Source organism: Curtobacterium sp. TC1 (assembly GCF_019844075.1).
In the GTDB taxonomy this organism is placed as follows: Bacteria; Actinomycetota; Actinomycetes; order Actinomycetales; family Microbacteriaceae; genus Curtobacterium.
This window is the reverse complement of the sequence record NZ_CP081962.1, coordinates 66,436-89,387: the sequence shown is the minus strand read 5'-3', so window position 1 is coordinate 89,387 and position 22,952 is coordinate 66,436. Positions and strand designations below refer to the sequence as shown.

Sequence of the window (22,952 nt, the reverse complement as noted above, 5' to 3'; positions counted from 1 at the left end):
CCGGCTGCTTTCGTTGGGGGAGTGGTGTCAGTGCGCGGCGTCGTACGCGTCGCGGACGGCCTGGCTGATGCGTCCGCGCGAGGAGACTTCGTGGCCGTTTGCGTTGGCCCACTCGCGGATCTTCGCGAGCTCTTCTGAGTTTCCACGCTTCGGTGCTGCGCCGACTCGACCGGAGCGGCCGCTAACCTTCCTGGCGGCGGCGATGTAGTCGGAGAACGCTTCGCGGAGTGCGTCGGCGTTGTCGTCGGTGAGGTCGATCTCGTAGTGCGCACCGTCGAAGCCGAACGTTACGCTGTGGCCTCTTCCGTCTTCGATGGTGTCGCCGGTGAGGTCGTCGACGAGATGCGTGATGACTTTCTGCGCCATGGTAGGTCGCCTTTCACTCGGAGGTCATCTCCAGCCTGGCATAGCTGATCCAGTAAGGCGCTTACCTGGTTCTTCTCGCGCCGGATCGTCAGGCGAACTCGGCGGAAGTGTTTGATCCGTCATGGGTCGTATCCGGGGGCATGGCGCTGCTCTAGCTGAGCTGGACTATTGGGTGCGCGCTGCCCGGGCTGCTCCACGGGTGTCCCGTGAGTACGGAAGTTCTCCGTCGCTGCTGGGGGATCGCTGGGGCTGTCTCGAGGTGTCGCGCGATGGCTGGGCCGCTGACGCCAAGGGCCCCTTGCGGCGGCTTGGGCGGGGGTAGCGGCTTCTGCAACAGGCTGTTGCACAACTGCTCGCCGGGGTGTGGGGGAAGCCCGTCGGGAGTGATGCGACGCTCCTATGGCACGAGGGGGCGAAGGGTGTAAGACTGGTGGCATGACGGTAGCAACCGAGGTGCAGCACGGTCGAGTCACGCGGCTTGACATCCACGAGCTCGTCCGGGAGCTCAATGGTGCGCTCGGTCCGACTCTGGTGGCGGCCGCGACTGGAAGCAAGGATCGCAAGCTTCCGATCAAGTGGGCCAAGGACGATGGGCCTCGTCCCGGCGCGGACTTCGAACGCCGTCTGCGTCTGATGTCGAGGACGTGGGGTGTCGTCGCCGAGCACGAAGGAGCCCACGTTGCTCGGGCGTGGTTCATTGGCGCGAATCCCTTCCTCGGGGAGCGCACGCCCTTGACCGCGATCCGTGACGACGATGCCGCTCAGCTCGGCCGTGCCGCGCAGGCCTTCATCGACGGCACTGTCGACGCGTGACCGTCCGTGCACCGCGGACATGCACCGCGACCGGGCTGCGGTTGCTTCCTTGCACTGGTGACGTCGGGCACCGCATTGCGAAGAACACCTACGCCCCGATATCAGCGCCGGCTCGTCACGACGCCGGTGACAACCACACTGAGCGCTCCAGCTGGGGTCGTTATGACGCAGTGGGTACCGAGACGCTCTACACCGCCGGCTCTCGCGCCGGAGCGCTGGCCGAAGTCCTCTCGAGCTTCAAGCTGCCGCTCGGGACCGGAAGCGCTCTCGAGGTCGACGCTCGCGCGTTAGGACTCACCCTCGAAGAGTTCCTTGTCGACGTCGCGGCTGACTGGGAGGAGCGCTCCTTCATGCAGACCGGTGCACTGCCCCGATCCTGGCGAGACGACCGCGCCGCATTGCTGATCCGCCAGCCCGCGGCGGGCTGGCTGGTCGACGTCGAGCATCCCGAATCGATCAGCGCACTCGAGCCGATTCTCACAACGCACCTCCTTGTCGGCGGCTACGCCACCTTCACGACCGCCGCGCTGCGCAGCGACGATCGAGCCCTCACCACCGCGATCGCCGACATCGTCCACGACGCCACCCTCGATGATGGCTCCCAGCCGATGGGCATCCACTTCGGAAGCAAGTTCGGCGGCTCGTGGTGCCGAGCGTTCTGGCTCGACCGCGCCGCAGGCGACCTCACGGTCACCGGCACCGCGTCGATCACGCTAGACAACCCCGACTTCCTCACCGCGACCCGCCACTTCGGCATCCGCGCGTTCTAGAACTGCCGGCGCCGGAACGACGTCCCCCGGCCGTCACAGCGAGGTGGCCGCGGGGCCGCGTTCCCGCGCCGTTGCGATGATCTGTTATGAAACGAGCGATTCATAACGATGCTTGCGCGGCACGGCAGCTCGGACACCAGTCCACGTGCTCGGCTGAGCAATCCCAACCGTACGACTCCGCGTGACTGCGCGCACCGCGGTAGCTCACGGCGTTCGGGCCGATCAACGCAAGCTTCTCGCCGCACTGATACCCATCACAGGTGAGAACGATCGCGGGATGAATAGCCACGCCGCTATCGTCCCTCACGGCCGCCGACATCGGCGGACACCCCTACCCTCAACCGCATGCAACTCGCACCCCACAGCACACGTCGTCGCAGGCGTGCCGGGCTGTCAGAGATGCTTGATGCAGCGGGAAAGTGATGGCGCGGCGTCGTTCTGACCGGTGGCGGCCACCGGAGGGAGTGTCGCTTCCCGTTGAAGCACGCCGCGGGCCAGCGGTCGATGTGGATCCACCGCGACCGGTGTGGGCATGGATCCGAACGCTCCACGGTCGCGACATCCGGGTGCGGTGCGCTGCGATCGCAGCCACCGACGACGCGGTGCTGATCGAGTGGGGAAGCGGCCAAGCGAAGACCGCCGCGTGGGTCTGGCGTGCGGCGGTGAAGCATCGCGTGGACGCCGCGGCAACCCCCGTGAGCTGACAGCGAAATCCAACACCTGTCGCACATTTTGGACCTATCGTTGGTTTGCTCGGGTCGTTCCCCCCAACGCACTCGAGCACCATGCGCGTGATGGTCTCCCGAGACCTCCGTGCAGTCGGCCTCGGTCTGTTCCCCCAACAGGCCGAGGCCTTCTTCGTACCCGTCGCGCGCGAGCTCCACGCAGGCGGGCAGCGGACGTGGGTCGCCGGTGGCCGGCGGTTGCGTCTGACGGGCCCGGACTCCGGCGCACTTGTCGAGCCTTCCTGGGGTTGGTTGTCTTGCCCAGAAGCATCGCTGGTGAACATGTATCGAGTGATTCACTCGATACATGTTCCTCATCCTCGGATCCCGCGCAGTCAACGCGATCCTGTTCGTGGTGTCGTTCGTATGCGGCCACTGCGGAGTAGCGGCCGCGCAGCGAGTCATGCGTGTGCAGCAGAAGGTGACGCTGTTCTTCGTTCCGCTGTTCTCACTCAAGACGTCCTACTTCGTCGAGTGCGGCCACTGCGGCACGACGACGCGCCTGTCCCGCCAGCAGGTGGACCACTCAGCCCAGTGGGTTAACGCCCAGGACGGACGTGTCCGCGTATAGCGGCCGCCTGCGGTTGTCTGAGTTGAGCCGGCAAGGCGGGCAGTGCTTGTCGAACCCCCAGGGTTCGTTGTTTGCCCGGGAAGCCTTTGGCGATTGTACGGACGAGGTTCCGGGCTGAAAGCCGTCGCCACCGCCGCACGCGAGAACTTTCGGCACTTCCTTCTGAGTAGGTGAACCGGCGTCGGCGTCGCAGCCAGCGGCTCCCACGCCCACCCGGCACCGGTTCGTGTCCCCTCCCGGCCCGCAGGTGTCCCATCGGGCCGTCCTGGTGTCCGTGGGCTGCCGCGACGGCTCCGCCGCCGCGGCAATGGGCTCCGCCCCCTCCCTGACCCCGGCGCTGCTCGACGGAGCTCGCAGCGCGACGACACCGCAGAGCGGCGCCGCGATCAAGAGCGCTCAGGGGGAGACGAGATCCCCGGTGGTCGACGTCGTCTCACGGGGACGAGTGATCCAGGCGAGCTGATGCTCGTCGCAGAACCGGCCCGGCAGCTCGTCGCCGGTGTCGAGGTCGACCGGTTCCCATGCTTCCGGTTCCGCCGGATCGGTGCACCCGTCGACGTCGCAGGGCACCAGGTCCGCGGGCTGCACCCAGAACGAGTGCACCACCTCGATCGACCGACCAAGGATGTGGTCGACGTCGGCGGATGCGGATGCCGGGGGAGTGGTGTCCTCGTGCTCGAGCAGGACGTCGATCGGGTTGCCCTGGTTCCTGGGCCGGCCCTTCCGGGCGCCGCGTCGAGATCTCATGCACCGGATGCTGCCAGCAGCACCGGGCCTCGCCGTGCCGGACCCGCCGGGACGGTACGTACCCGCCCGTGCCGGCCGCCGGTAGTCGAGACGGTGCGAAGCCGCTTTGCGGCAAGCCGGGACGACACAGTTAGAGAATGTGCGGCCTGTTGTTACTGTCGGGTGAAAGTAACAGCAGCACGGCGTTAATGCTCCTGGGGATTCCCAGCCCTCCCGCTGTTATCGCTACCCCAGCCGCACCTTCGTAAACGTCACGCTCGGGCGCCAAACAATGTAGAAGCATAGGTTGGAAACAGGTGTGCCGCCCGACAGAAACGGGTCACAGAATGTGCGGAAAAGGGTACCCACTTAGGCCCGCGCGTTATAGAATAGAAGCATGCAACGGGGGAGGGGCCTCCACCGCATCACAATCTTTTGGAAGGTGATTTCGATGAGCATCACGGTTTACACCAAGTCTGGGTTCTGCGGCATGTGCAAGGCCACCGAGCGCGCTCTCAACTCCGCCGGCATCGAGTACACCGAGGTGACCCTCGACGACGTCGACCAGGCGCAGATCGACGAGTGGAAGACCACCCTCGGCACGAACGCCCCCATCGTCGTCACCGACACGGAGACCGGCTCCTGGAGCGGGTTCCGCCCCGACAAGATCGGCGAACTCGCCGCCGCCCTCACCTCGAGCACGGCCGCGTGATGACGATGACACTCGAGCGGGATGATCAGCGCCGATTCACCTTCGCACGCGACATCCGGGCCTCGGCGACGGCAGGCGAGCCGGTAGCTGATGTGTTCGCGGCGCCTGCGAACCTCGACGAGCTCGCTGCGCCACCGGCCGACCACCGCGAGGTCGAGATCCCAATGGGAGAGTTCACCGCCCGAGAGTGGGCGATCTTCCGGCAAGGGCAGCGATGGGGGTACGAATCCCGCCAAGCCGAAGTCGACGCGGCCTGGAACGCGTACAACGCCGCCGACTTCGACGCCGACCGTTACTACCGAGCCGCATACGACCACGACAACCACGACTGCGCCATCCACGCGAACAAAGGCCGATACCAAGGCGCCGCGACCAAACTGTTGCACTGGGTGGACGCCGACCAGCCCGATTCCCTCGATCCCTGACCAGGTTCTGGACGTATCATCCAAATGGCAGGCGCGACTATGAGATTCAGTGCATCTGCCGCTCGACCGGTCGCTGATCGGGAAACTCAACTCCGTCCTGCGTTAGGTTGTTGAGGGGGAGGCGGACATGAGCAATCCAGGTTGGTTCGCGGCAATCGCGTGCGCTGTCCTCATTTTGGCCGTCAACGCTGCAATCTGGGGAGTGGTCTCAGTAGCAGCCGACGGATTAGACCGCAACCACGTCGCGGGGGTGCGTCTCCCAGTGGTCATGCGAAGTGACGAGACGTGGGTTGCCGGTCATGAAGCGGCTCGGAAGGCTATGCGGCCGTTCTTGCTCGTGGCAACTATCGTCATTGTCATATCAATTCCGGCCCAGCTGGTGCCGGTCCTCTACATGGTCCTGATCGGGCTCTCGCTCGCGTGCACCTTGGGCGCTCTTGTCGCGGCCGCGGTGTCCGCCTCACGCGCTGCTCGACGCGTAACCTCAGCTCGCTAAGCCAGGCCGGGCGGCGTAACGGTCGCCAGCTTGGACGCCCGCGCCGATATTGGGGTGGTCGCGGTGGGACGGCCGGCGTCGGGTCGCCCAGCTCGAAGCCTCCCGAATCGGCACGGTTGCGCAGGCATCCGGGGGTGCAGGAGCACGTGCACTGAGATCACCATTCGGAGGACAGTCGGACGGTCGCGCATCGCGCCTCTACTGACATAATCTATATTATCGGCGCAATGCCGGACTAGTCATCTTCGACGTCGTCGAGGTCGTTCTGACGGCGGATGAACGCGTCCATGTTCGGCACGGTGAAGCTGACGTACCCGCGGCGCTCGGCGAAGATGATGCCCTTCTCGATCAGCGATTGGCGCACAGGGCTGAGCGATGTGGCGGGCTTCCCGAGCGCATCAGCGATGGCGGATGTGCTCGCGGTGCTACCGCTGACGGCGACGATCGCACGCAGGTACTGACGCTCAAGGGGCGTGGTCCGATCCCAGCGAGCGGGGAAGAAGCCCTGATCGAGGTCCGCATTGCCTTCCTCGATCCCAGCAATTGCGGTGGTCCCGTCGATCAGGCGGTCGGTGGAGAGCTCCCACACCGCCTTCCCGTAGGTCTGCAGGAAGAAGGGGTAGCCGTTCGCTGCGCCGAGGATCTCGGCAAGGGCCTCGTCGGTGAAGCGGGCTCCGAACTCCTCGGCAGGCTTTGCCAGAGCAGTAGCAGCCGCGTCAGCAGCCAAGGGGCCCACTTCCCGGATGGTGAAGCGTTCGGAGTAGGAGCGTGCTTCGGCGAGGGTTCGGCGAAGTGTCGACAGGCCCGCCCCGATGATGTAAAACGGCCAGTCCTGCTGGCCCGCGCGGTGTTGGACCGCAAGCAGTGCGGTCAAAAGGTCCCGGTCGAGGTCCTGCATCTCATCGACGAAGATTGCGAACGCGCTCTGGTTCTTTTGCAGCGGGGCTGCGAGATCAGCGACGAGCTCCTCGAGATCCACTTCGATCAGCCCGGAATTCGCCCGATGCGGGGAAGGATCCACGCCGAGTGACACCCCGGTACCGCCGATGGTCGCAGAGAAGGACGTGACGCTTGCAAGTGCCTCACGTACTTCACCGAGGGCATGTTGGAAACGGTTCATCTTCCGCCCAGCCATCGCGACACCCCGAGCGAGCGACTGACGGGCGATGAGCTTCCCGGACTCGCCCGGTCGAGCTTCTAGCTGAACCGTGACCCAACCGGCGTTCTCGACGATCTGCCGCAGCCGTGACAACAGCACCGTCTTACCGACGCCGCGCAGGCCATACAGAATCAGGCCCCCGTCATTCCGCTGTCGACGGCTGTGCGCAACCATGAGGTCGACAAGATCGATCTCAGCTTGCCGCCCGACCAGCTCGGGCGGCCGGATGCCGGCGCCAGGCCGGAACGGGTTCAGAAGCGGATCCACACCCGAACTCTACCAGATTATTGGCAATTATAGCAGAATTCTAATAAAAGGTTCCGTTTGCCCACCGCGTCTGCGTTCGAGACAGGAGCAAACGGCTGCTCATCGGTCGTCGCGCACTGCACGCGGCGACGCATGTGTGGGCCTCGTCGGCTGGGCCGTCCAGGCCCACACATGCGTGCGGAGGTCAAAGGGTCAGCCTCGGGGAAGCCGGTGGTGGATGTCTTCGCTCATCCGGACGATCGACAGGTATAGCTCCAAGGTCATGCGGATCAGGGCCAGGTAGACGATGACGCCGATGGCACCGATGATCAGGAACACCAGGCCGATGCCGACGTTCTGGGCAAAGCCGGTGATAACGGCGATCAGCCAGCCAATCACGAGCGCGACAAGCACGAGGATGTAAACGATCTTGACGATGATCGGCGTGACGAAGTGGTTGAAGGAGAAGTCGAACAGAGCGCCGAAGAACCCTTTTGCCTTCGGGTCACCCAGCGGCGGCGGTGACTGCCAGCCGTCTGGGCCTTGCAGCGGCCCACCCGCGCCGTAGGGCGGCTGCCCACCGCCTGCGGGCGGGGTGCTTCCACCCGGGTTCTGCGGTGTTGGCTGGCCAGTCCAAGGAGTGTGGCTACCGGGGTTCCGTGGGGAGGGCTGCCCGTCGGACGATGTGTGGTCGCCGGGATTCCGAGGTGTGTCAGTCATTGCGTGCTCCTGCTTTCATGCCTGCCCCCATGGCAGTGCTCTGCAGCCATGCTGTCAGCAACCCCGCTCCAGGAACAGGGACCTCTCTCACTGTTGCGGACCGCGTCCCCTCAGGCCAGCCGCCGCGAAAGGACTGTCGGCGCGGTCGGCTCCGACGGGGGTGGCAGCAAATTGGGCTCTTGAAGGGGCGCAGTGGTAGACGTGGAACTCACTGGTCGGGCATGGTTGCTGGTGCCGGTTTCCCTCCCCTGGGGCCGGCGCCAGGGCGGGAACTCTTTCCGAGTGATCGTGCGTACCGCCCCGGCCTCACCCCACACCACTACTGCCACAATTGGTGGGGCCGGCATGCGTGGAGCTGGCAGCGTCGGGTGCTTGGGATCACGACGCGGCGGCCGCAAGGCAGGTCATCATCCTGCCTTGGCGAATCAGTGGCAGAGGCCGCGGCGCTGCTGTTCCTGCTCCCGTTGCGCGTCCGCGGCCGCCTGCTGACGCCGAACCTGTTCGGCACGTTCCTGCGCCTCCACGTCCGAGGCGGCGCGCTGAGCTGCCTCGTCCGGCCGGGCGGCACGACCCGCCCGCAGGTCGGTGGCCATGCGCGCGGCGTCATCGGCCCCAGCAGGGTCACGGGGGCCGGTCCGGCGGACGTCAGCGGCGTACTGCTGCACCAGGTCAGCGGCGCTCGGCACCCGGTTCCCGACCTGCTCGGCGGATTCCTCGCGGTGTGCTGCAGCACGCGCCGCGACCTCGTCCGGGAGGTACTGGTGCCGAGGCAGCAACTGCCTATTCGGGTAGGTGCTCTCCAGCAGTTCCCTGCCTTGGTCCGCAGTCGTGAGGCCCGCAGCGTTGAAGAGGGTCGCTGCGTCGTCAAGGTCGCGATCATCACGCGCGGCGTGCATCTTCATCGCCAGCAGGTACTCCGGCGGCGGCACCTGCACGAGGAGATTCTCCGACTCGAACACGACACGGGTGTCGTGCACGTCGCCAGGGAGGAAGCCCTTCACCGCGTCGTTCAGCCAGTCCGGTTCGAGGCCATGCGGTCCGCTCATCTCAGCGGCGACCTGGCGGACCGCGCCGGTGGGTTCGAACAGCGCGTCGACGTCGCGGGTGACGCGGCTGCCGTCGTAGGCAAGCGCCATCGCGGCACCACCGACCACGAACAGCTGTGCGTGCTCCCCGACGTTCGCGAGGCGATCGGAGAGCTCCTGGAACAGCCCGCCAAGCCGGTCGGCATCGAGCTCGTCCCCGTGCGGGTCGCTCATGCGCGGGACAGGGCGTATCGGGTGATGAAGATTCCGCGCTTGCGGAACGCCGGCGGGCTGTCGGATACAGCCTCGTCGCGGAACAGGTCCGGCGTCGTAGCGAACCACGCTCCGGGCAGAGACCGGGCAGGTTGGGCGGCCCATTCGGGAGGCGTCCAGCCGTCGGTCGCGGCGAGGTGGTCGGCGAGTGCTGCGAACGCGGCGTCAAGCTCCTGCGACCCGGTGAGAGCGGGCTCGTCAGCGAAGACACCCGCGGCGGCCGTCGCGCCGCCGCGGCGGAGGGTGGAGCGGTAGTCGTCGAGGGTCTGGAGGATTCCGAATCGCCAGGCGGCCGCGGCGGGCTCACCCGCGCGCAGCAAGTCGGTGATGCGGGCGGCGTTGGCCGCCGCGGTGTGGCGCACGCCGGCATCAGTCGGGACGACGTGCGACTGCGCGTCCGAGCGGCGCATGAGCTCGCTGACGGATAACACCTCACCTTGGAACGCCATGGCCGTACCTCCTTCGTGTCCAGTGTCCTCGTGATCGGCAACGATCACCATGCCTTGTGCGTCAAAGGCGTGGGCCGCGGCGCTGTTCCTGCTGCCGCTGCCGGTCAGCGGCTTCCTGCTGCCGCCGGATCTGCTCGGCCCGCTGTTGCGCCTCGGCCGCGGCCACGTCGCCCTGTGCCGCACTCTGACCGGCCTGCTGGGCGGCAACTTCACGGGCACGCAGCTCCGCCGCGAGGCGCGCAACTTCGGCAGCAGCGGTCGGCGGCGCCGGGATGACCGGTGCGGCTTCCGTCGGAAGCTCCGTGATCGTGGGTTGGGCCTCAGGATCGGCCCCGCTCCGGCGGCCGGCGAGGGGGTCAGCGGCTTCGGTGAGGGCAGCCACGGCCTCCGGCTGGTTCGCCGCATCGGGGGCTGTCGGCACCGCCGTTTGGGCGTTCCGTTCGGCACCGTCGCGATCGCGCATCCACCCGGTGCGGCGGAGGTTCTCATGGGCCTGCTCCGCGGCCGCGAACGCGTGCCGAGTGTCCCGGTCAACCATGCCCGGGTCAGTGAGACGGTAGGCGTCGTCTGGGACGCCCTGCACGTCGCGGTGGGCCGCGACGGTGGCAATCTGCTCGCGCCAGGTGTCGCGTGCGTCGCCGTCTGCGGGCTGCACGCCGTACTGCGCCACCCACGCCGGCTTCTGCTCGAGGAGCCGGTCCACGTCGACTACAGCGGCGGTCTCGGGCAGCGTGGCCGTCGACGTCGCGACGGTGCGCGCGGTCGGGTCGATGCCCATCCGCTCGAGGACGGCCGCGGACGCCTGCTCACGCGCGAGGCGTTCCTGCTGGGTGCGGAGGTCGAGCCCTGCGGCGCGGGCGTCCTGCCATGCATGGACGGCGTGGGAGCCGCGGGGTTCCTCGCTGAGGACCGCTTCGCTCGCTGGCACCTCGAATGCTTCCCGGTACGCGACGATGCGGCCCATGTTCTCCCGCCACTGCTCCGCTTGCGCGGGGTCCGTGGGGATCCGGCCGAACGGTTCCGCCCACGCCGGCGGCTCAGCGACGACCTGGTCGACGAGGGAGATGATGCGGTCGCGCATCAGCTCCTGCTGGCCGTGGAGCCAGGTCCGGACCTCCGGGTCGCCGATCCGGTCGTTGAACGGTGTGACCCACTTCGGCAGGCCGTCGACCGGCTCGAGGTCGGTGCCGATGGTGGTCGCTGGGCCGAGCCGCCACCAGTAGACGCGGGCCGGGGACTCGATCGGGTCGATGGTGTCGAGGTCGCGCGGCCGGACGAGGCCCTGCAGGCGGTCCTGGAGGGCGGTGCCGGCGAGATCGTGGTCGACCAGGCGTGCGGCGAACGTCGACCATGCTTCGTCGTCGACGATGCGGCTCGCGAGATCCGCGGGCAGCGCGTCGCGGACGGCCTGCTCGGCGCGCTCGATCGCCTTCGGGTCGAGGACGGTGACGCGGCCGTGGTCGTACTGCGGCAGCAGCGTCGCGAGCGAGTGCGCGTTGTCCTGCTCGGCCCGCAGGGCCTCCGTGGCGCTCTTGGTCGCGCCCTCGCGGCCGAGGATCTGCTCGAGGGCACCGCGGATGGAGTCCTCACGCTCGTCGTCGGTGTGGCCGGAGGAGTCCAGCGGCTTGTCGATGACGACGTAGAGGCGGTTCTCCTCCTTCGCGCGGGTGCTGTCGACGTAGAGCTCTTCGCGGGTGGTGCGCTCCGGGTCGATGACGGCGCCGCCGGTGGAGACGGTGTCGCCCTGGGTGCCGTGACTGGTGCGGGCGTAGCCGAGCTGCACGTGCTCGTTGACGTACTCGAGCGGGAGGGTGACGGTGCCGCCGTGCAGGTGCGACTTCGCCATGACGCCGTACGGGCCGACCGCCGTGACGGTCCACATGGCGTTGTTGGTGACCCAGTCCTTGCCCTGGTTCATCCGCAGCGACCGGTCCGTGTTGCGGGTCAGGATCACGTCTCCGGTGCCGAGAGTGTTCCCGTCCGCGAGCAGCCGTCCGTCCTCCTGCACCTGGCCCTGGGCGACGCGGTCGGCGCGGGCCCGGGCGTTCAGGGCGGACACTTCCTCGTTGGTGCCGGCGATCATCAGCGACGACTTCCCGGCGGTCGTGTCGGCGTGCCAGTCGGTGTAGATCCGGTCCATGACTTCGTCGCGGGTGCCGGCGAACACACGGCCCCGCTGGATGTAGAAGTCGAGCCCGGTGGCGTCCCCGGTGCGGAGCTTCAAGGAGGCCGCGGCTTCGGCGGTGGCGTGCTCGCCGGTGAAGCGGTGCACCTCTTCCAGGCGGGTGACGGTGGTCTCGCGCTCGAGGAGGCGGAGGACGCCGCCGGCGCCGATGGAGCCGTGCTGTGCGGGGTCGCCGAGGGGTCGGAGGGCGGCACCGTGCTCGTCAGCGAGGGCGAGGAGACGTCCCATGAGCGGCGTGCCCGCCATGGACGCTTCGTCGACGAGGAGGAGCGTGTTCGCGTCGATGCGGTGCTGCTCTGCCACCGGCTGCCCGCTGCGCTTCGCGTTCGCGTGCGCCTGCAGGAGCATGTCGGCCGTGCCCGCCGCCGTGCCGAGCTCGCGGCCGAGAACTTCCGCCGCCTTACCGGTGGTGCCAAGCGCGAGCATCCGACCACCGCCAGCCTCGACGGCGTAGATCGTGGCGCGCATGGCGGTGGTCTTCCCGGTGCCGGCCGGTCCGATGCCGGTCTCGATCCGGTGGCCACCGGTCGCAAACCGGCGTGCCAGCTCGACCTGGCCAGCGTTGAGCTCGTGGTGCCCGTCGGCGATCGCACGGTCGTTGAACCGACGCATCGCGTCGTCGAACGCCCGCTGCTCCATCGCGAAACCGCCCCGGGTGCGGGCGGCGTCGAGGATCGCTTCTTCGGTGCGAAGGGTCTTCTCGGAGGTGAACTCCTCGGCACGGTGGATCCGGAAGACGCTCTCACCGTTGCTGCGCTGCAGCTGCGCCGGCGTGGGGTTCAGCTCCGGCGGGGTGAGCGAGATCGACCGCTGCACCGCCGCGGCGGTGATGTCGCGAGTGAGGGCCTGGACGTCCTGCCCGGTGGCCTGCGCGACACGACGCGCGACGCGCTCTGCCTCGGCCTGCAGATGCGAGTCCTTCCACGTCGACCGGTCCTGCTCGACCCGCGTAACGACGAGATTCCCGAGCTGCTGCACGCCCAGCCCAGCAAGCAGATCCTGCGCAGGCATCGCCTTCGACTGCGCGACGATGCCCGCCGCCCAGCCGTCGACACGCACCCTCTCGGAGGCAGCACGACGCCACTCGGCAACCTGGTCCTGCTCCGACGACGGCGGTGCTTTGTGGTCGCGGGTGGAGAGGTTCGCCTGCTCGTAGAGGCGGTGCTGGATGTTCTTCGGCGGGGTGTGGCCGTGGGAGGCCACGTACTCGTCGACGAGCTCGGCGTACGCCTGCTCGATCCCGACGCGGCGGGACGAGAAGCCCTCGCGGAGGCCGCGATCGACGCCCATGATCTCGCGCACGTCACGCTTGCCGGCACCCCGGGACTCTTCGACGAACTGCACGCCGAGACGGCTCCGGAGTTCTTCCTCGACGAGGGAGTTGTACCGCTCGGAGGCAGCGACACCGAGGCGGTGCAGCATGCGCCCGTCGAGCGATCGCCACTTCCCATCGACGCCCTCGACCTTGGTCGAGACGGCGACGTGGGTGTGCAGGTCCGGGTCGCCGGTGCGGGAATCGCGGTGCTCGAACGCAGCGACGATGAGGCCCTTCGTCTCGACCTGCGCGACGCCGCCGGCACCGGTCCGGGTGAACGCTGCTTCCTCCTGCAGGAACGTCATCGCACCCTGCCACGCAGCCTCGTGGGCGGCGTGCACCTCACGTGCGATGTGCGCCTCACGGGGGTCGTTGCGGTCCGCCAATGCCCACAGCAAGGAGACCGACTTGACCGGGCTGAACACCAGGTCGTAGCCCGCGACGGGCTGACGCGGCGGGGTGCCGCGCTCGGTCAGGAAGCGTGCAACCTCACCGGTGGTGGCGTCACGGCCGAGCGATGCGCGGAGGTGATCGGCGGCGAGGTTGTACTTCACCAGGTCGCGTTCCGGACCGGTCTCGGGGTTCCGGCCAACCTCGTCACGGAACCCCTGGTAGCCGCGGGAGACCTGCTGCTTCCAGTCCGGAACACGGAGCGCGACGAACCAGGAGACCTCGTCCGACGTGGCGGGTCGACGCAGCGACTTCTGCAGCATGGTGGCCGCGACGTCGGCCTTGATGCCGGACAGTTCGGCATCCGCGGGGGCGCGCTGGTGGCCCCGTTCGAACGCGACGGACGCGGCGTGGATCTGCACCTGCCACTCGGTGTCGGGGTCGTTCGTGGTCATGAACCGACGCCCCAGCCGGGCAGCGTCGATCGCCTCAGAAGCGGAGGCGCCGGCGGCGATCTGCTCCTGGATGAACGCGGTCGCGTCCGGCCGCAGCCCCTCGCCGAAGAGAGCCTGCATCTGCTCTGCGGACACCTGCCCGGACACCCCCAGGGAGACTAGCCCGTTGCCCCACCACTGGCCGGGCTTGGCGCCCTCGGCGGTGTAGTAGTCCGTGAGCTCTTCGCTCCGCCGGACCTGCTGATCGCCCGCCACAACCTGGTTCGTCAGATATGAGTATCCGTCACCTGCGTGCAGGACGTGCACCGTCATCACGAGCGATCACCTCCTCCCACACCCCCACCGTAGCGGCTTTTGGAGGGCCACATACTGTTAGTGCAAGAGGTGTGTAAGTTCGATAGTGTGATGTCGGGCGGTCGGTCAGACTGCGTCAGCACCTACCAAAGCTGTCGTTGCGATCGTCGGAACTCGTTGAGGGGACCAGCGAGAGGGAACCAACCATGGCTCGAACCAGCACGAAGAAGGACAACCGAGAACGAGCACGTCAGCGCCGGGCAGAACTCGACGCGGAACGAGCCCGACGTGACGCCGCGATCGAAGAAGCCGCCTCGACGTTCTTCGACGCCAACGACGACCGGGAAGAACTCATCGCCAAGCTCGACGCGATCGACGTGGACCGCGCCCTCGCGGTCCAGTCGCTCGTGGAACTGAAGGAAACCAACCCGCGCATCGCGCAGCTGCTCGACATTCCGGCAGCGGAAGTGCGCCGGCTGCGCGAGCTCGGAGCGGGCGAGACACCGGTACCAGCCGCGGAGACCAACGGGAACGAGGCCGCCACGACTGACGACATCGAGCGAGACGATCGTGACAAGGAGGCAGCATGAGTACCGCACGGTTCGTGCAGGACCCGGCTATCGAACGACTGATCGGCGAAGAGACTCGTGCTTCGCTGGAACGGACCGTCGAACCGGTCGGCGACTGCCTCATGTGCGGCAACCAGCTCGGCGCTGGGCCCCTTCGACTGAGTGCGCAGGAGTCAGAACTGAATCCGGTCGTCGCCGCGATCCACGCGACATGCGGTGGCGGGGTGCTCCCCGACACGGGCGTGCTCATCGTCCCGCCGGCGACCTGGCTGGCGGGCGCGTTCGTTATCGACGGCCGCCCACCGGGCCTCCTGAACAAGCTCTTCAACCGACGCGCCTACCTACCGGTCATCGTCGTGAAGCCGAGCTGCGACGTCTTCTCACTGAGCCGGGTCGGTGGCGGTTGGGGTGACTCACTCGCGTATTACGAGACCCGCGGGTTCCGCCCATTCGACGACGCGATCGCTGGGGCCGACACTGCTGACGAGAAGGCGCTACCGGTGACCGTGCGGCTAGCGCGGGACGAGGTGTCTGCGACGATCCTCGTCGACACCTTCACTTCCGATGCCAACCCGCGGCTCGGCGCCGGTATCGACGCCGCCGGCGGAGCATTCGTCGCCCTCACTGCGGAGCCATTCCCGTCGTTCGGGCACCCCGGCCGTGTCGACGGAGTCATGACCGGACGCACCGTCTTCCGGTGGATCCCGAGCGCTGAGATCGAACGCGTGTGACGCGGGGCAGACCGCGTCCGATAGAAGTACGAAACGAGGGGGACACATGGCGAAAATGAGCGCCGGCGACACAGTGGTCGCGGTCAAGGACATCGGCGGGCTACTGCGCGAGCACGTCCCGAAGGGCTCGAAGGGTGTTGTTACGAAGGCGTCGTGGGGCGAGTACAAGGTGCTCTTCACCATCGAGCGATGGCACGGCGACAAGAAGGTCGAAGTCAGAGTCGAGCCCGACGAGGTCGCGTGACAACCAAGGCGAGGACTGCTTGCTGGCCGTTAGCAGTACTCAGTGATGTAGAAGAGTGAGTATGGGTGCACGAGCCGCGATGGTCATCACCTGCGACGTCGCTGGCTGCGACCAAGTCATCGTCCCGGTAGCCGGACCCGACGACAACAGCAGCCGCACCGAAGCACGCGCCTACGCCCGCGCCAACGGGTGGACGACCGCCGACCGCTCCCCCAGCTGGACCGACACCTGTCCCGCCCATGCCGGCGGCGCCGGCGCTCGGACCGCTGGCCAGGTTGGGGCCTCTGGCCGTTAGGTGTCGGTGGTCACCAGAGCGTCGGGGTGTCCGGCGCGATCCCTGTGCGGCACGCACGGATCGCTGCCTGGTCCCACCCGTGATCGCGGAACGCTTCGCGGAGCTCACGCGACAGCGCCACACGCTCGCTGCGCTGCAGGCCGGCCATCCGAACCGCGGTCGCCCCGTTGCGGTGACGGCCGCGCTGCACACGCTCGAGCATGTTCCCCCGATGCGTGCCCGGTGCCAGGTGCGACACCGAGTCGTCGACGTCGACGTGGACGCACAACGGGATATCGCACGCATGCAGCAGCAGCACCGTCGGGTGCAGCGCCGTGCCGGTGAGGTGTTCGTACAGCCACCGCTGCGGCCGCATCGCGCGCTGGCCCCCGTCGGGTTGTGGAACCCAGAAGCGGCCGTAGCCGTCGTCGCCAATGGCACCGGTCCAGATCCAGCAGTCACTGAGCGCTGGCCCCCGCACGACGTGCGAGAAGAAGCGTTCCTCCGCGGGGGTCGGCTGCCGTCCGGGCATCAGTCGCTCAGTGCACAACGAACGAGCATGCTGAGGATGGTGCCGGGCCCCTCACTCATTCCGGCGGCGTTCATCAACGAATCCAAGCGTCTCGGCTAGTCGCGGTCGCTACGACGTTCCCCGCCACCGCGGCCGCAGTCTCTCGGCGATAGACCGGCCCGTCGAGGCGTACTGGGGTGAGTGTGTAGAGGTATCTCGCGCGAGCACCCTTCACGTTGCCGTTGACGTGATGTCGAGACGGCGGCTCGGCGAACAGGTAGACCGCTTGCTGCGAGCGAGTGAACGGGCGATCGGATCGGAACATGCGGGCGCTCCGTCGGCACCGAGCCTGCTCGAGCGTGACCATGTCACCGACGGCCCAGTCCTGCGCGGTGGCGTGCCACACCGATCCGGACATCAACGACGCCGTATCTCTCGCCCCGAGGAGTCGGTACCCGCCGCACACCCACGGAACCAGCGCTACCCCGATGAGAAGCAGGGGCAACACACTCAGCACGAGGATCAGCGAGCCGACACCAGGGGCAACAACCGACCACACCATTGCGCCGAGATAGACGAGCAGGAGCACAACAACCGTCCCGGCGAGTGCTCTCCCTGCTCCGCCGCCAAAGGCTGTGCCGGCCCGAACTGAGGCGGCTGACGGCTGCCCGGCAGTTGTTTGGTTCCGCTCCCAGTTCATCGTTTCAGTTTCCTCCGGTCAGGCGCGGGCGCTGGCGTACTGGGGGAACATGCGGTCCATCGTCGCTTCGTGGCGGGCGGCGCGGTTGTCCTCGCCGCGGGCGCGGGAGATCTCCGCGAACGTGTGACGGTCCGGCTCGGTCGGGGCGGGTCGGCGGCACATCTCGGCGTAGTACCGGTCTGCGTCGTGCTCGGCCTGCTCGAGGCGGGCCCGCAGTTCGAGGACCTCGGCCAGGAGCTCCGGGGCGGCCATCTGGAACCCGACCATGAACCCAGCCTCGTAGACCTGGCGCTGCTCGTCGGTGAGTTCCCACTCGCGGACGTGCTCGGTCGGGTCGGCGGTGGCGGCGTCGATGGCTCGGAACGCTGCGACGGTGTCGCCGGCGTAGAGCTTGTCGACGGCGTCGCGGGTGGACTGCTGCACGACGTCGGGGCGGATGGTGGTCGGACGCTCGAGGGTCATCGTCATCACGCGGCCGCGCTCGAGGCGAGTTCGCCGATCTTGTCGGGGCGGAACCCGCTCCACGATCCGGTCTCCGTGTCGGTGACGACGATCGGGGCGTTCATGCCGAGGGTGGTTTTCCACTCCTCGATCTGCGCCTGGTCGACGTCGTCGAGGATCGCCTCGGTGTACTCGATGCCGGCGGAGTCGAGGGCACGCTCGGTGGCCAGGCACATGCCGCAGAAACCAGACTTGGTGTAAACCGTGATGCTCATCGAAATCACCTTCCGAAAGATTGTGATGCGGTGGGGGCCCCTCCCCCGTTGCATGCTTCTATTCTATAACGCGCGGGCCTATATGGGTAGTCGTTTCCGCACATTCTTTGAACCTTTTTCTGCCGGTCGGCACACCTGTTGCCAGCCTATGCATCTGCATTGTTTGGCACCAGGGCATGACGTTTACGAACGTACGGCTGGGGCATCGATAACAGCGGGAGGGCCGGGAATCCCCAGGAGCTTTAAACCGGTAATGCAATCACCGGAAGCCGTTAGGGATAGTGGGCTGCGCATTCTCTAACTGTGTCATCCCGGCGCTTTTCACCATGTCGCCGACTGCCACCGCCCCGGCGGGTCAGCCCGTGACGGGGTGCGGGGTGCTGGTCGCGGTGGTGGCCACGGTGACGTCGTCGTGGTCGCACTCCCAGAACACGGAGCGGATCTCGTCGGCGATCGCGTCGGGCAGCTGCTCGTTCGTCCATGCCGTCGACGGGAACGACACGGTGACGGTGACCGTGGTCATGGGGTCGGTGGAGGACGGGCCGTGGCCGGCTCCGCCCCACTCGTACTGCCACGCGAACGCGACCTGTCCGACGGGGCCACCGTGGTACCGGTCGAACACGGCCCGGTGCTCATCGTCGGTGTGCTGCGGCCGCCGGGTGCAGGTCCACCGGGTGCCGTCGACGTCGTAGGTCGTCGCACCGCACACGGGCACGCGGGGATCGACGTCCGCGCCGGGTGCCATATCCGCGGGCGGCGCGGCGGGGTCGGTCTGGTCGTCATCGAGCGTCTCGGGGCGTTCGTAGGTGATGAACATGGGGTGCGCTTCTCTCTAGGCTGGTTGGGGCGGCGGGGATGCACGTATGGGTACGGGACATCCCCGCCGCTGCTGTCTGGGCCGCGTCACTTCCTCCTCGAAGTGGCGCGGCCCTCCTGGCTACTGGTGGGCCGGGGTGGGGGTGAGGTCGACGCGTTCGAGCACGAACCGGACCGCGGACCACGCCGACAGGTTCGGGTACGGCCAGCAGCGGCCGCCGGCGCTGAAGTCCTCGGCTCGGCCGTCGGTGAGATCGTGGTGGCCGTTAAGGGTGCCGTGCTCGTCGCAGAGGACCAGGTGCCGCATGCTGCTGTCCTCGCGGATCATCCGCTGCGCGGCGAGGTGTCCCGCAGGCGAGTAGCCCCGGGTGATGATGATGCCGTCACAGGAGTACCGAACCGCGGTCGGCATCTCGTCACCGTCACCCGCAACGAGGGTCGTGCCGTTGTCGTCGTAGGAGTCGGTCTGCCCGTTGAACGAACGCCCCTCGAACCGGCCGGTGATGGCCTGGACCTGCAGGTGGGTGGGGCCGTCGTCGTAGGAGACGTCGATCCACGCAGCCGCAGTGCCGGTGGAACAGCGCACGGAGAACTTCACGCCCGGAAACCGGGTGCGCAGTTCCTTGCGGAGCAAGGCCGCGACGGCCTTCGTGGGGACGATGGTGGTAGTCATAGTGGTACCGGTTCCTTCGGGATCGGTTGTGGGAAGAGTGATTAGGGGCGGCCGGGACCAAATTGGTGTTGGTCCCGGCCGCTTTCTCACTCCCCGCGGTCGTGCGTGAAGGTGTCGACGAACGTGGTGAAGTGCGGACCTGCCACCGATGCGGTATGGGTCAGCTGGTAGCCCTGACAGGCGCGGACCCGGAGGTCTTCGTCCCGCTCGGCGATCTTCGCCAACTGCCGCGGAATGTCGTTCTCGTCCACGACCGGGACGATGGTGGTAACCGTGTCGATGTGCTGCATGTGCTTTTTCCTTCCCTCTCGTTGTTTTGCCGTGAAGGCGACTTGTCGCCGCTAGGACGAGCGCCCGGAATGCAACCGGTCGTGGAATATATGGAGGGGACCCGCGTGCGGGGAGGGGCCGTTTATGCCGCGAAAGCCGGTTGCATTCCGGGTGATCGTCCGTACGCTGCCGAAGGCTTCACGGCAAACCAACGGGCCACAGGCCCAAACAGTGCCGGCGCAGCCGGTTCCGCCCGGAGCGCAGCGACTCCCGGCCCTGGCCGGAAGCCCTGGGCTAGTCACCCCATGAACGAGCACGCAGGACGCCCAGTCACGCGGCCATGCCGGTGCCTGTTCCGCGCGTTCGGCATGCTCGAAGCCGAGACTTTGTGCAAGACCGCACGAAGTGAGGCACAATCATGCGAGCGCATCGACGATGCGAGCTCAGCGCTCTGAGGGGGCGCATCGTCGATGCTGCCGTTTCCGACCCGAGGGGAGCCGGCCTATGTTGCTGCAGAAGCATGCTGAAGAGATGCGTGACATGTACGCGAACGAGATCGCTGCTGCTGTCCACAGCGGCGAGCCGCCGTCGCCGCTGCAGGTGGAGTCATGGGCGCGGTACGACGCCGTCGCCCGGGGCGGGGATCCCGCGGCCGGGTTCCCGCCATCCTGATCCGGGCGGACCTGGCTACTGCCGGAGGCGGGCAGGGTCACGCTCACGGGTATGCGTGATCGCGACGACCCGGACCTGGATGACCTTGAGTGGGTGTTCGAGGACTTCATTGAGGACCGCGACACCATCGAGCGGAGCACCCCGCCGGCATCGCCGTGGTGGCCGCTCAGCCGCCGGAGGCTGTGACAGCCGCGAGCTCCGTCGAGCGGCTCCGGGGTGCTTCGAGGGGGCGAAGCCCCTTCGAGTCACGGCGCAGCCGGGACGCAGCCCACGGACACCAGAACGGCCCGATGGGACATTTCCGGCCCGCGACGGGACACACGAACCGGTGCCGGGTGGGCGTGAGGGCCACTGGCTGCGACCCCCACACCGGTTCACCTACTCGGCTGCCGCGTCCTCGCCGTCCACCTGGTCGGGGTCGGGCTGGATGCCTGCGGCCAACTGCTCGACGGGGCTGAGCGGGTACCCCCACGCGGCCAACTGGTTCAGGTAGCCGCGGGACTCCGCGTCGGGGGTGCGCCACCATTCACGGTTCGCCGTGTTCTCGAACCCGGCGAACACGACCGCAAGGGACAGGTGCAGCCCCTTCGTGGGGTGTTCCTCGACCCACTGGGAGAGCGTGTCACCGTCCCACCCGGTGGTCTCGATGCCGAGCAGGCCGCGGGCGGTCACCAGACCGGACGTGTACCGGGTGGTGGCGTGGCGGGTGAGCGCGACCGCGAGGAACCGGGCGGCGTCCTTCGGTGCGTTCTTCCGCTGCAACAGGCCCGCGATCCACTCGCGGCGGACATCGTCGGCGGCGTCCCACGCCTAATGGGTGTGCAACGTCGGCGGAGGAAGCCTTTCCCACGCTCGAGTCGACCAGACCTCTCAACAAGACGGGCTGCTCCGCCGACGTTGCGGTAGAACGTTCGTGGTTGAGCCCGCTGCAGATGACACCGCTCGAATAACGCGCGAGTGCGAACTCTTCACTAGGACAGCGACATCTGCAGTCAGCTGGATCACGAACGGCTAGTGGAAGGTCGGGCCCAGAGCCCTGCCATTAGGGTGCACGCGTGATCCTCCCGGTCTCGATCCCCGATGACCGAAGAAGGGACACCACTTGAATCAACTCACTACAACCACGCCTTCGGTACGGTTCTGCGGAATCGACTGGGCTGATGACCACCACGACGTCGCGGTCATCGATGAAGCCGGCACCGTTCTGGTGACCAAACGCATCGATGACACCGCAGCCGGCCTCGCAGACCTACTCGACGTGCTCGCAACCTACGGGGACACACCTCAAAACCCGATCCCGGTTGCGATCGAGACGAGCCGCGGACTGCTCGTTGCCTGCCTTCGAGAAACAGGACGCCCCATCTACGCCATCAACCCGATGGCCGTAGCTCGCTACCGCGACCGGTCCTCCGTCGCCGGCCGCAAGTCCGACGCATTCGATGCCCGCACGCTGGCGAACATCCTTCGGACGGATCGGCATGAGCATCGTGCGCTACCGGAAGACACCACTCTGGTGCAGTCGATCCGTGTGCTGGCCAGAGCTCAGCAGGATGCGGTCTGGGACCGGGTGCAGCTGCAGAACAGGCTTCGAGCGCATCTGCGTCAGTACTTCCCCGGCTTCCTCGACGCCTACGAGAAGGCATCAGGCGGTCTCTCCAGACCGGACGCTCGAGCCGTGTTGGCGATTGCCTCCACTCCTGCTGCGGCGTCCCGCGTGACGAAGGCCCAACTCCGTGCCGCTCTTCGCCGAGCTGGACGACAGCGCGGAATCGAAGCTGAAGTCGACCGCGTCCAACGCACGTTCCGGGAACAGCAGATGCGGCAAGCGAGCGACATCGAACTGGCTATGGGACACCAGTGCTTGGCTCTCCTGCGACAGCTTGATGCCGCCGCAGTCAGTGCGAGAGAGCTCGAGCAGGCGCTCCTCGCCGCGTTCGACACTCACCCCGACGCCGAGATCCTCACGAGCTTCCCGGGCATGGCTGGCATCAGTGCGGCACGAGTTCTCGGCGAGATCGGGGACGACCGAACACGCTTTATCGATGCTCGCGGCCTCAAGGCCTACGCCGGCAGTGCGCCAATCACGCGAGCAAGCGGCAAGAGCTCATTCGTCAGTAGACGCCGAGTAAAGAACCATCGACTCGCAGACGCTGGCTACAACTGGACCCTCGCATCGCTCCGTAACTCCCCTGGCGCACGGAGCCACTACGACCGCCGCAGAGCCCTCGGCGACCGCCACAGCGCAGCACAACGCAACCTCTACAACCGCTTCCTCGGCATGCTGTTCCACTGCATCCAAACTCGAACGCACTTCGACGAAGAAGCAGCATTCGGCCATGCAGCTACCGCTCCTCTCCCCGCGGTGGAAGCGGCCGCATAGCCTCGTGCATCGTCGATCAACCAGCTATCGAGAAGGCTCGTTTTCCGCTCCGCCAACAAGACATGCCCTAGCTGCCGCAGACGAGCTGCTCGCCGTGGAAGGATCGTGTGGGTGTGCCGTCGCGAGGCTCTAACTACCTCGTAGCGCTGCATCGTGAGTGTGCGATACGTGACCCCGCTCCACCGCGCGTCATGTCCCTCCTCTGACGCAGATCCAGCCTCGGGGTCATCAACTCAGCAGTAAGCGCTGCATACGCCTTGACCGGATCAGGATGAACTGAA

The 22,952-nt window shown here is 67.2% G+C and carries 26 protein-coding genes; 12 read left to right on the top strand and 14 right to left on the bottom strand.

The window, feature by feature from the left end; all coding sequences use genetic code 11:
* Positions 1-27: 27 nt before the first annotated feature.
* Positions 28-366, bottom strand: a complete 339-nt coding sequence (locus KZI27_RS00445; protein WP_222657413.1) for a histone-like nucleoid-structuring protein Lsr2 — start codon at positions 364-366, stop codon at positions 28-30.
* A gap of 435 nt (positions 367-801) precedes the next feature.
* Here KZI27_RS00445 and KZI27_RS00440 point away from each other — a divergent pair, with 435 nt between their 5' ends.
* The 3 genes from KZI27_RS00440 to KZI27_RS00430 all read left to right on the top strand — a co-directional run bounded on the left by KZI27_RS00440 (position 802) and on the right by KZI27_RS00430 (position 3,245).
* The gene (locus tag KZI27_RS00440) at positions 802-1,179 is read left to right on the top strand and encodes a hypothetical protein (RefSeq protein ID WP_111095729.1); all 378 of its coding nucleotides are present in this window, start codon (positions 802-804) and stop codon (positions 1,177-1,179) included.
* Positions 1,176-1,949 carry an RES family NAD+ phosphorylase gene (locus KZI27_RS00435; RefSeq protein WP_222657412.1) on the top strand — a complete coding sequence of 258 codons (774 nt, stop codon included), beginning with the start codon at positions 1,176-1,178 and terminating at the stop codon, positions 1,947-1,949. The genes KZI27_RS00440 and KZI27_RS00435 overlap by 4 nt, the downstream gene beginning before the upstream one ends.
* Before the next feature lie 1,032 nt (positions 1,950-2,981).
* Positions 2,982-3,245, top strand: a complete 264-nt coding sequence (locus KZI27_RS00430) for a zinc-ribbon domain-containing protein (protein ID WP_222657411.1) — start codon at positions 2,982-2,984, stop codon at positions 3,243-3,245.
* 396 nt (positions 3,246-3,641) lie between these two features.
* Here KZI27_RS00430 and KZI27_RS00425 read toward each other — a convergent pair whose 3' ends face one another.
* Positions 3,642-3,992 (bottom strand): hypothetical protein, encoded by a 351-nt coding sequence (locus KZI27_RS00425; protein ID WP_222657410.1) that lies wholly within the window; start codon positions 3,990-3,992, stop codon positions 3,642-3,644.
* Between the two features lie 430 nt (positions 3,993-4,422).
* On the opposite strand from KZI27_RS00425, the gene KZI27_RS00420 reads away from it, so the two are divergent.
* The 3 genes from KZI27_RS00420 to KZI27_RS20415 all read left to right on the top strand — a co-directional run bounded on the left by KZI27_RS00420 (position 4,423) and on the right by KZI27_RS20415 (position 5,604).
* Positions 4,423-4,683 (top strand): glutaredoxin domain-containing protein, encoded by a 261-nt coding sequence (locus KZI27_RS00420; RefSeq protein ID WP_222657409.1) that lies wholly within the window; start codon positions 4,423-4,425, stop codon positions 4,681-4,683.
* Positions 4,683-5,108: a hypothetical protein gene (locus KZI27_RS00415; protein WP_222657408.1), complete on the top strand. Its 426-nt coding sequence runs from the start codon at positions 4,683-4,685 to the stop codon at positions 5,106-5,108. The genes KZI27_RS00420 and KZI27_RS00415 overlap by 1 nt, the downstream gene beginning before the upstream one ends.
* A 127-nt stretch (positions 5,109-5,235) precedes the next feature.
* Positions 5,236-5,604, top strand: a complete 369-nt coding sequence (locus KZI27_RS20415) for an SdpI family protein (protein ID WP_222657407.1) — start codon at positions 5,236-5,238, stop codon at positions 5,602-5,604.
* 235 nt (positions 5,605-5,839) lie between these two features.
* Here the strand turns inward: KZI27_RS20415 and KZI27_RS00405 are convergent, their stop codons facing one another.
* The 5 genes from KZI27_RS00405 to mobF form a co-directional block, all read right to left on the bottom strand.
* Positions 5,840-7,030, bottom strand: a complete 1,191-nt coding sequence (locus KZI27_RS00405; RefSeq protein WP_222657406.1) for an ATP-binding protein — start codon at positions 7,028-7,030, stop codon at positions 5,840-5,842.
* A gap of 192 nt (positions 7,031-7,222) precedes the next feature.
* Positions 7,223-7,729, bottom strand: coding sequence for a DUF4282 domain-containing protein (locus tag KZI27_RS00400; RefSeq protein WP_222657539.1), 507 nt, complete (start codon positions 7,727-7,729; stop codon positions 7,223-7,225).
* A 425-nt stretch (positions 7,730-8,154) separates the two neighbouring features.
* Positions 8,155-8,988: a DUF6036 family nucleotidyltransferase gene (locus tag KZI27_RS00395; protein WP_222657543.1), complete on the bottom strand. Its 834-nt coding sequence runs from the start codon at positions 8,986-8,988 to the stop codon at positions 8,155-8,157.
* Positions 8,985-9,527: a hypothetical protein gene (locus KZI27_RS00390; RefSeq protein ID WP_261783852.1), complete on the bottom strand. Its 543-nt coding sequence runs from the start codon at positions 9,525-9,527 to the stop codon at positions 8,985-8,987. Before KZI27_RS00390 ends, KZI27_RS00395 begins: the two co-directional genes overlap by 4 nt.
* A 10-nt stretch (positions 9,528-9,537) precedes the next feature.
* Positions 9,538-14,133 (bottom strand): MobF family relaxase, encoded by a 4,596-nt coding sequence (mobF, locus tag KZI27_RS00385; protein ID WP_222657538.1) that lies wholly within the window; start codon positions 14,131-14,133, stop codon positions 9,538-9,540.
* Positions 14,134-14,321: 188 nt separating this feature from the next.
* Here mobF and KZI27_RS00380 point away from each other — a divergent pair, with 188 nt between their 5' ends.
* Genes KZI27_RS00380 through KZI27_RS00370 form a run of 3 tightly spaced genes read left to right on the top strand, consistent with a single transcriptional unit; the run spans position 14,322 to position 15,659 of the window.
* Positions 14,322-14,705 carry a hypothetical protein gene (locus tag KZI27_RS00380; RefSeq protein WP_222657537.1) on the top strand — a complete coding sequence of 128 codons (384 nt, stop codon included), beginning with the start codon at positions 14,322-14,324 and terminating at the stop codon, positions 14,703-14,705.
* Positions 14,702-15,415 carry a hypothetical protein gene (locus KZI27_RS00375; RefSeq protein WP_222657536.1) on the top strand — a complete coding sequence of 238 codons (714 nt, stop codon included), beginning with the start codon at positions 14,702-14,704 and terminating at the stop codon, positions 15,413-15,415. The genes KZI27_RS00380 and KZI27_RS00375 overlap by 4 nt, the downstream gene beginning before the upstream one ends.
* A 46-nt stretch (positions 15,416-15,461) precedes the next feature.
* Positions 15,462-15,659: a hypothetical protein gene (locus KZI27_RS00370; RefSeq protein WP_132100867.1), complete on the top strand. Its 198-nt coding sequence runs from the start codon at positions 15,462-15,464 to the stop codon at positions 15,657-15,659.
* Positions 15,660-15,964: 305 nt separating this feature from the next.
* On the opposite strand, the gene KZI27_RS00365 is transcribed toward KZI27_RS00370, so the two are convergent.
* The 6 genes from KZI27_RS00365 to KZI27_RS00340 form a co-directional block, all read right to left on the bottom strand.
* On the bottom strand, positions 15,965-16,465 hold the full coding sequence (locus KZI27_RS00365; RefSeq protein ID WP_222657535.1) for a hypothetical protein: 501 nt from the start codon (positions 16,463-16,465) through the stop codon (positions 15,965-15,967).
* A gap of 697 nt (positions 16,466-17,162) precedes the next feature.
* On the bottom strand, positions 17,163-17,612 hold the full coding sequence (locus tag KZI27_RS00360) for a hypothetical protein (protein WP_222657534.1): 450 nt from the start codon (positions 17,610-17,612) through the stop codon (positions 17,163-17,165).
* On the bottom strand, positions 17,612-17,860 hold the full coding sequence (locus KZI27_RS00355) for a glutaredoxin domain-containing protein (protein ID WP_132100870.1): 249 nt from the start codon (positions 17,858-17,860) through the stop codon (positions 17,612-17,614). Before KZI27_RS00355 ends, KZI27_RS00360 begins: the two co-directional genes overlap by 1 nt.
* 355 nt (positions 17,861-18,215) lie before the next feature.
* A complete protein-coding gene (locus KZI27_RS00350) occupies positions 18,216-18,677 on the bottom strand; it encodes a hypothetical protein (RefSeq protein ID WP_222657533.1) in 462 nt (153 codons plus the stop codon).
* Between the two features lie 120 nt (positions 18,678-18,797).
* Complete coding sequence (locus KZI27_RS00345; protein ID WP_222657532.1) at positions 18,798-19,349, bottom strand: LPD29 domain-containing protein; 552 nt, start codon at positions 19,347-19,349, stop codon at positions 18,798-18,800.
* 86 nt (positions 19,350-19,435) lie between these two features.
* Entirely contained in the window at positions 19,436-19,639 is a 204-nt protein-coding gene (locus KZI27_RS00340; RefSeq protein ID WP_222657531.1) for a hypothetical protein, read from the bottom strand.
* A 511-nt stretch (positions 19,640-20,150) separates the two neighbouring features.
* Between KZI27_RS00340 and KZI27_RS00335 the strand changes: the two genes are divergently transcribed.
* Positions 20,151-20,291: a hypothetical protein gene (locus KZI27_RS00335; protein WP_222657530.1), complete on the top strand. Its 141-nt coding sequence runs from the start codon at positions 20,151-20,153 to the stop codon at positions 20,289-20,291.
* 51 nt (positions 20,292-20,342) lie between these two features.
* A complete protein-coding gene (locus tag KZI27_RS20095; protein WP_261783851.1) occupies positions 20,343-20,477 on the top strand; it encodes a hypothetical protein in 135 nt (44 codons plus the stop codon).
* Between the two features lie 192 nt (positions 20,478-20,669).
* On the opposite strand, the gene KZI27_RS00330 is transcribed toward KZI27_RS20095, so the two are convergent.
* Positions 20,670-21,053, bottom strand: coding sequence for a hypothetical protein (locus KZI27_RS00330; protein ID WP_222657529.1), 384 nt, complete (start codon positions 21,051-21,053; stop codon positions 20,670-20,672).
* Between the two features lie 340 nt (positions 21,054-21,393).
* Here KZI27_RS00330 and KZI27_RS00325 point away from each other — a divergent pair, with 340 nt between their 5' ends.
* Entirely contained in the window at positions 21,394-22,671 is a 1,278-nt protein-coding gene (locus KZI27_RS00325) for an IS110 family transposase (protein ID WP_222657528.1), read from the top strand.
* Positions 22,672-22,952 lie beyond the last annotated feature (281 nt).